We start from the raw sequence: 8,295 nt of genomic DNA on the forward strand, positions 1-8,295 counted from the left end.
AATTCGTTAGGGTAAAGCAAATCTAATAAGATTATTCTTAAAAAAAACAAAAACGATATAATTAATTACAACTAATTAAAAACACTAATGGAAAAAGATTTAAGTAACTATAGAAAGTCATACGATAAAGGCGAGTTACTCTTAAAAGATACACCGGAAAACCCTATGGAATTGTTTCAAAAGTGGTTTTTTGAGGTGGACAGGCATTTTCCGGAAGACGAAACCAATGCCATGACTATTTCAACTCTAGGAGAAGACGGTTATCCTAAAAATAGAGTTGTATTATTAAAAAAATACACTTATGAGGGCTTTATTTTTTACACGAATTATAATAGTGAAAAGGGAAAATCGATTGATATAAACCCAAATGTTTGTTTATCTTTTTTTTGGGCAGGAGCTGAGCGGCAAGTTATAATAAGAGGTAAAGCAGAAAAGATTGCTGAAAACTTAAGTGATGGCTATTTTGAATCAAGACCAAGAGGAAGTCAATTGGGGGCAATAGTGTCCAATCAAAGTGAAATTATTGAAAGTAGGGAAGCACTTGAAGCTAAATTACGAGAATATGAGATTGCATATGAAGGTAAGGATATTGAACGCCCGAAACATTGGGGAGGCTATATTGTAAAACCTGTTTCTATAGAATTTTGGCAAGGAAGAGCAAATAGATTGCACGATCGGATATCTTATAAATTAGAAGAAGATTATGCATGGAGTAAAAATCGATTATCGCCATAAATTACCGTTGAAATACATAAAAATCGAAATTTCAGCACAAAATAATCGATGAAATACATATTTAAACGTTAAAAAACATGTGTTTTGTCGATTTTAACATTTCTTTAACATTTTCTTTCAATGCTGTGGCTAAATTAGCAGAACCAAATCTAAATTTACTTAGCCATGCAGTTATCATTAAAACTTTTTTTTCTGGCTTTCATAGCCTCCATGACATTTTCTTGTACTACTGATAGTCTTGAAGATCAAACCAACGACATCGAATTTAGTCTTATTACTCTCGAAGATAAGTCTATAGAAGTTGAAATTTTAGAACTAATAAACAACCACAGATTATCATTAGGCTTAAATGTGTTATCTGATTTATCTGTTGTAAAATCTGTTGCTTACACGCATACTGATTATATGGTGGATAATAATGAAGTGTCTCACGCTAATTTTTTCAAGCGTAGTGAATATTTAAAATCTAAAGAAGGCGCATCTAGCGTTTCAGAGAATGTCGCTTATGGATATAGTTCCGCTGAGTCTGTAGTTAGAGCTTGGCTTAATAGTGAAGGACATAGAGCAACAATAGAAGGTGATTTTACTAATTTTGGAATATCAGCCGAGGAAAATGCTGAAGGAAAATGGTATTACACCAACATTTTTATTAAAAAATAAAAGTATTTACATACTAAATATGGTGAAGTAGGGTTTACTTAAATGTTACTTTACCATTTTTTTAAAATACAAATAGTGTCACTTGTGTAAGTTGGCAATTAAAACATAGCCTTTGTAAAAAGGCTATACTTGATAACTTAATTGTTATTGAATTTAGCTTTAGGTATGAGCCTCCCTGGCAAGGGAGGCTTTTTTTATGAGATAGTATTAGAATTGTTTTATATTTTAAATATAGACCTTCAGCAGTTAATTAGTTAATTAGTTAATTAGTTAGTTAGTTAGTTAGTTAGTTAGTTAGTTAGTTAGTTAGTTAGTTAGTTAGTTAGTTAGTTAGTTAGTTAGTTGAAGAAGGAACAGACCAGACATTAAAAAAGGCTCTTAAACGGAGTTAAGAGCCTTTTTATAGTATTTATATTTAGCTTAATTAGTGAAATGCTACGTACATTTATTCCATTTTAATAACAATAAACTGTGTACGTCTGTTCAACTGATGTGCTTCTTCTTCACAATCTTCGCTTCCGTCGCAACCATTTGTTAATCGACGCTCACCAAACCCTTCATGAGCTGTAATTCTTTCAGGAGCTACGCCCTTTGAAATTAAATATTCATATGTTGAGTTTGCACGATCAATAGAAAGTTTGTCATTGTAAGATAATGACCCTCTGGAATCTGTATGTGATTCTATTCTAATTACCATATCTGGGTATTGGTTTACCATTAAATCTACAATTTTATCTAATTCTAATGCTGCGTCTGGTCTGATGTCAAATTTATCAAAATCGAAATAAATTGTATTTAATTCAGCAAGGGTTACCACATCTTCAACGGGGTTTAATAACAGATTTGCAGTTATGGTAGTTAACTCTGTTTTTATATTTTTAGACGTAAACGTTCTGTAATCTTCGATATATTTTTCATGACTACCAACAACTTTGTAATCTTCATTTCTATCGATGTTAATAGAGTAATACCCTTTCTCATCAGTTTCCATGTAAGCAATTTCAGAACCTTTGCTGTCGTATAACTTAATGGTAGAGTTAGCAATTGGATTTCCGTTTATCGCATCGGAAACTACACCTTCAACTTTCAATGGAGGTATTCTGTTATAGGCATAAATATCATCATCACCTTTACCGCCAGATCTGTTTGAAGCAAAATAACCACTGGTTCCATTCGCATTCATGGAGAATGAAAAATCATCACTACTAGAATTTACTGGCACACCTAAATTAATTACATCTACAATGTTGTTGTTTTCATCTGCAACAGTAGCAAAAACATCTAATAATCCCAGTCCAACATGACCATCGGAAGAAAAGAACAAGGTACCTTCGTTATTAATAAAAGGAAATCCTTCAGCCTTATCGGTATTAATAATATTGCCTAAATTTTTAGGTTCTCCTAAAACACCATCTTCAGAGATATCTACTACATATATGTCGGATCCACCAAATCCTCCTGGACGGTCTGACGCAAAATATAATTTTGTGTTATCACTGTTTAGGGCTGCATGTTGCGTAGAGAAATTATCACCGTTAATGGGTAAATCCTCGATATCGGTCCAGATACTATCTCTAAAAGTAGCTCTGTATATTTTCATGTTAGTAAGACCGTTAGAGCCTTTGTTTTCAACATTATTTTTAATGTTATTACGAGAGAAATACATATGTTTTCCATCGTTGGTAATGGTAACAGGCCCATCGTGTAGAGGGGTATTAATATCACCTTTTATTTTTTTAGTATGGTCGACTTCTTCTTCTGAATTTATATCGGTAACATATACATCTAAAAAAGGTTGCTCATTCCAGCCGTATAATTTTTTAATCGCTACACCTTCATCTCTTGTCGAGCAGAAATATATTTTACCATCGTGTTCAAAGGCTCCAAAATCACTTAAATTTGAATTAAATTTAAAATCATCTAAAAAATATTGTTGTTTAGCATTGAACACATTCGTAATAAAGTTGGCGTCTTTTGAAAAGTCGTTTGTATTAACAACACCTCCCGAATCTTTATAGCGTTGTAACCATTTTTCAGATTCATCGTATTTTTTAATACCACGTAAAGATTGCGCATAGCTATAGTAATATTCGACAGGAACATTATCTTGCTTTACGACTTTTTCATAATATTTAGATGCATTTTTAGGATCTCTTAAAAGTGCATAACAATCGGCCAGTTTTCTTGTGGCGTAATCTTTGTTGTAATCTTTAGCAATAAGTTCTTTATAAACTTCTGCAGCTTTTACAAAAGAAAATTTATTGAATAAAGTGTCTGCTTTTTTTTGTTGTCCTTGTTGAGCAAAAACAGTCAAGGAAAGCATAATTGCAGCACATACTAAAATGTAATTTTTAATCTTCATATCTCAGGGTATTAGAAGTATCTAGGTGATTTTAGTTTAGAATTTAAGAATTTGAATTCGTAAATAAGCAGGATTTCATGCGTTCCTGTCGTATAGTCAGCTATGTCTGAAATGGGTTTTTCATAAGCATATCCTATACGTAGTTGTCTTGAAATTTGAAAATCTACAATACCACCAATAGCAGCTGTTTGTTCGTTAATTCTATACGAACCACCTAACCAGAACTTTTCATTAAACAGAAAATTAGCAGTAAGGTCGTAGGATAGGGGAGCGCCGTTAGTTGCTTTTATTAAATAAGCCGGTTTGAATTTTATTTTTTTACTTAGGTTAAACACATAACCACCCGTAAAATAATAACTTAAGCGCTCTAAAGCTTCAAAGCCTTCTTCCGTGTTTCTGTTTGTATTTAAAACTCTGGGGGCCGATAGACCTAAATACCATTTGTTAGTACTCCAGTATATTCCCAAACCTACATTTGGTGTCCAACGGTTTTGAATACCATATATGGTTGGATCTAAACTTTCATAGTTTCTAAAATCGTCGTCCAGGCTATATTGGGTAAACCCACCTTTTATACCAAAGGCTAATTTTCCGGTTTGCCCCGTTGGAATAGCATACGAGAAATCACCATATAGGTAAGAGAAATTTTCAGGACCTAAATCGTCTTCAATAAAAGATAAACCTAAACCTATTCTATCGTTTCTTAAAGGCGTATGAATAGATAATGTTTGCGTTATTGGTCCACCTCTAAAACCAACCCATTGGCTTCTGTGTAATCCAACAATGCTAAGGGCGTCTCTACTACCAGCATAAGCTGGGTTAATAGATATTGTATTATACATGTACTGCGTGAACTGCGGTAATTGTTGGGCAATTCCAACCGTACAACTTAATAATGCAATAGCGATTATGTAATGTTTAAAAAGTTTCATAGGTTAAGATTTTTATTTAGTTCCTAAATAAACTGGTCCTGTAAATGGTGCCAATCCACTATCTTTTAAGTTAATTATGTAATAATAAGTTCCATTAGGTACTTTATCAGCAGATCCGAAAGAGGATTTACTAGCGGTTCCATTCCAGTCACCCATGTTTTCTCCGAGGGTATAGTTGTTAGATTCGTAAATCAAGGCACCCCAACGGTTAAAGATTTTAACTTCAGCAATAAACCCACAAAGTTCAATTCCTTTTATGTCGAAAGTCTCATTGTAAGGATCTCCATTAGGTGTTACTGCTTTAGAAATCTCAATATCATTAACTCCACATGGAAGTACAATACAATCTGAGTTTACTTGGACAGTTAATTCGGTTTCATTTATAGAACCATCTTTAGTCGTCTTGTACCTTATTAAGAATTCTAAAATTTCACCAGGGCGAATATCTTCTCCTAACTGTAGTTTTGTTGGGTCGAAAATCGATCCTACAAGGGTTGCTATGTTGTTTCCTGAAATGAACTCCCAAACACCGTCAAGGTTTAAGTTAGATGGTAAAAAGTCTCTTAAATCCTTAGCACCATCGTCAAAACAAATCGGACTTGAAGTTGTTCTTGTGGTCACGGTTTCTATAGCCACAAATACTTGTTGTTTAACCTCTGATACATTACCACATTCGTCGGTAGCAACCCAGGTACGTGTAATTTCGTAATCTGCAAAAACATTATCTATAAATGTATTCACCTCTGTAAATTGTACCGTGAAGTCAGAACAGTCTGTGAATTGTATATCAGGAGCATCAGGAATATTTAATGATGTTATTCTTACAATTTCATTATAATTAGTTGTGTTTTCTGGTGCTTGCGTATCCTGCACTGTAATGGTTTGCGTAGCCGTAGCTGTATTGCCACATTCATCAGTAGCTGTCCATGTTCTCGTAATTGTTTTTGAAGCGCCACATCCTGCTACTTCTGAGTCACTTTCGCTCACAGTAACATTACCGCAAGTATCTGTTGCGGTTGCTACACCAGTATTAACGCTAGTAGCATCTTCTGTACATTCGATTGTTACATCGGCAGGTACTGTTAAAACTGGAGGAGTAGTATCTTCTACAGTAATAGTTTGAGTAGCCGAAGCTGAGTTACCACATTCATCTGTTGCAGTCCACGTTCTTGTAATAACTTTTGTGTTTCCACAAGCAGTAACTTCAGAGTCGCTTTGAGAAACAGTTACACTTCCACAGTTATCAGTTGCTGTGGCAGTTCCAAGTGAGACACTGCTTATATCTTCAGTGCATTCTACAGTAACATTAGTAGGTACTGTTAAAACTGGAGCAACTGTATCTTGAACAGTGATAGTTTGTGTATCAGAAGTCTGATTACCACATTCATCAGTAGCTGTCCATGTTCTGGTAATCACTTTGGTGTTTCCACAAGCTGTAACCTCAGAATCACTTTCAGTAATCGTAACATTTCCACAAGTATCTGTAGCAGTTGCAACACCAGTACTGGTACTGGTCATATCTTCAGTACATTCCACAGTAACATCTGCAGGAATCGTTAATACAGGAGGCGTTGTATCTTGAACGGTTATAGTTTGTGTATCAGAAGTCTGATTACCACATTCATCAGTAGCTGTCCATGTTCTGGTAATCACTTTTGTGTTTCCGCAAGCTGCAACCTCAGAATCACTTTCGGTAATTGTTACGGTTCCACAAGTATCTGTAGCAGTTGCTACGCCTGTATTAACGCTAGTTTCGTCTTCAGTACATTCAATGGTTACATCAGCAGGAATAGTTAATGCAGGAGGCGTTGTATCTTGAACAGTGATTGTTTGTGTATCAGAAGTCTGATTACCACAGTCATCAGTAGCAGTCCATGTTCTGGTAATCACTTTAGTGTTCCCACAAGCAGCAACTTCAGAATCACTTTCAGTAACCGTAACACTTCCACAAGTATCTGTAGCAGTTGCTACGCCGGTATTAACACTAGTTTCGTCTTCAGTACATTCGATAGTTACATCTGCAGGGATCGTTAAAACTGGAGGCGTGGTATCTTGAACGGTGATAGTTTGTGTATCAGAAGTCTGATTACCACATTCATCAGTAGCTGTCCATGTTCTAGTGATTACTTTAGTGTTTCCACAAGCAGTAATTTCCGAGTCACTTTCGGTAACCGTAACACTTCCACAAGTTTCTGTAGCAGTTGCTACGCCAGTATTGGCGCTAGTTTCATCTTCAGTACATTCGATGGTTACGTCGGTAGGGACTGTTAATGCAGGAGGCATAGTGTCTTGAATGGTAAATGTTGCAGTTGTTTCGCTAAAATTACCACAGGCGTCAGTTACGGTGAAAGTTACTGTCGCTGAACCTGTATTACCACATTCATTACTTAAAGCTGAAAAATTGTTAGACCAGTCAATAGTAGAACATTCATCGCTAGCTGTGGCACCTCCATTTGAGTTTAGCCAATCGTTAAGTTCTTGTATATTTCCTGCACCATCGCATTCTGCTATATAATCAGAAGCAACTACTGTTATACTTGGAGCAATATTATCTTGAATATGATAAATAGCTTGAGTTTCTGAAAAGTTTCCACAAGCATCAGTAGCTGTAAAAGTTATTGTTATTCCTTTTCCTTCTTTACATTTCACACTAGTGTCTTGACCATAATTGTTTGTCCAGGTTACAGAACCACAAGCGTCGTTAGCTGTAGCACCAGCATTATTATTTAGCCAATCGGTTAATTTCTGAGGATCATCTAAAGTACATTCAATATCTATATCAGCTATATTACTGTTGTCAATTGTTGGAGGGGTGGTGTCATCTACATTTATAGTTTGAGTTGCAAAATTTGTGTTTCCACAAGGATCAGTAACTGTAAATGTCCTTACAACAGTTACGGGACAGCTTCCTGACGGGGCTCCATCACTATAAGTAATAGATTGAATACCACAACTATCAGACGCATCTCCACCTTCAGCTTTAAATTGGTCTATAGTTATATCAACCGCAGTAGTACTGTAAGCTAAAGCAGTAGTTCCATCTGTAGTAATATCTCCTTCATCACAACCTTCCACAGTAATTTCAGCAGGAGCTGTAATAACCGGATTTATAGTATCATCAATAGTAATAGTTTGTGTATCGGTAGCCGAGTTACCACAAGCATCGGTAGCTGTAAAGGTACGTGTTACCACAATCGGGCAAGACCCGCTTTGGCTATCCTGATAGGTTACGGTATAATCACAAGCCTCAGTCACACTGAATCCGTAAGTTACAGCATCGCCAGTAATATCCACTGCCGTGGTACTAAAGTCATTCAGACCGTTAATATCACAGGCCTCGATGGTATCATCAGCAGGGGCTGTGATAACTGGATTTATAGTATCATCAATAGTAATAGTTTGTGTATCGGTAGCCGAGTTACCACAAGCATCGGTAGCTGTAAAGGTACGTGTTACGGTAATCGGGCAAGACCCGCTTTGGCTATCCTGATAGGTTACGGTATAATCACAAGCCTCAGTCACACTGTAACCGTAAGTTACAGCATCGCCAGTAATATCCACTGCCGTGGTACTAAAGTCATTCAGACCGTTAATATCACAGGCCTC

General features: G+C 35.9%; 5 protein-coding genes. 2 read left to right on the forward strand and 3 right to left on the reverse strand.

All coding sequences use genetic code 11. From position 1 onward, the window contains the following. Positions 1-87 precede the first annotated feature (87 nt). Both pdxH and ICJ83_RS11785 read left to right on the forward strand, forming a co-directional pair. Positions 88-735, forward strand: a complete 648-nt coding sequence (gene pdxH / locus ICJ83_RS11780; protein WP_188230596.1) for a pyridoxamine 5'-phosphate oxidase — start codon at positions 88-90, stop codon at positions 733-735. A gap of 165 nt (positions 736-900) precedes the next feature. Beyond that, entirely contained in the window at positions 901-1,395 is a 495-nt protein-coding gene (locus tag ICJ83_RS11785) for a CAP domain-containing protein (RefSeq protein WP_188230597.1), read from the forward strand. Positions 1,396-1,840: 445 nt separating this feature from the next. Here the strand turns inward: ICJ83_RS11785 and ICJ83_RS11790 are convergent, their stop codons facing one another. The 3 genes from ICJ83_RS11790 to ICJ83_RS11800 all read right to left on the reverse strand — a co-directional run. Next, positions 1,841-3,757: an OmpA family protein gene (locus tag ICJ83_RS11790; protein ID WP_223154757.1), complete on the reverse strand. Its 1,917-nt coding sequence runs from the start codon at positions 3,755-3,757 to the stop codon at positions 1,841-1,843. A gap of 11 nt (positions 3,758-3,768) precedes the next feature. After that, complete coding sequence (locus tag ICJ83_RS11795) at positions 3,769-4,689, reverse strand: PorP/SprF family type IX secretion system membrane protein (RefSeq protein WP_188230598.1); 921 nt, start codon at positions 4,687-4,689, stop codon at positions 3,769-3,771. A 12-nt stretch (positions 4,690-4,701) separates the two neighbouring features. Continuing rightward, positions 4,702-8,295, reverse strand: a 3,594-nt coding sequence (locus ICJ83_RS11800; protein WP_188230599.1) for an HYR-like domain-containing protein, incomplete at its 5' end; no start/stop codon positions are given.

The sequence above is a fragment of the Aestuariibaculum sediminum genome, assembly GCF_014596945.1.
GTDB classification, from domain to species: domain Bacteria; phylum Bacteroidota; class Bacteroidia; order Flavobacteriales; family Flavobacteriaceae; genus Aestuariibaculum; species Aestuariibaculum sediminum.

Bases quoted from the DNA above. Each gene is read 5' to 3' on its own strand.
- pdxH (WP_188230596.1), top strand. From the start codon at position 88: ATGGAAAAAGATTTAAGTAACTATAGAAAGTCATACGATAAAGGCGAG.
- ICJ83_RS11790 (WP_223154757.1), bottom strand. From the start codon at position 3,757: ATGAAGATTAAAAATTACATTTTAGTATGTGCTGCAATTATGCTTTCC.
- ICJ83_RS11785 (WP_188230597.1), top strand. From the start codon at position 901: ATGCAGTTATCATTAAAACTTTTTTTTCTGGCTTTCATAGCCTCCATG.
- ICJ83_RS11795 (WP_188230598.1), bottom strand. From the start codon at position 4,689: ATGAAACTTTTTAAACATTACATAATCGCTATTGCATTATTAAGTTGT.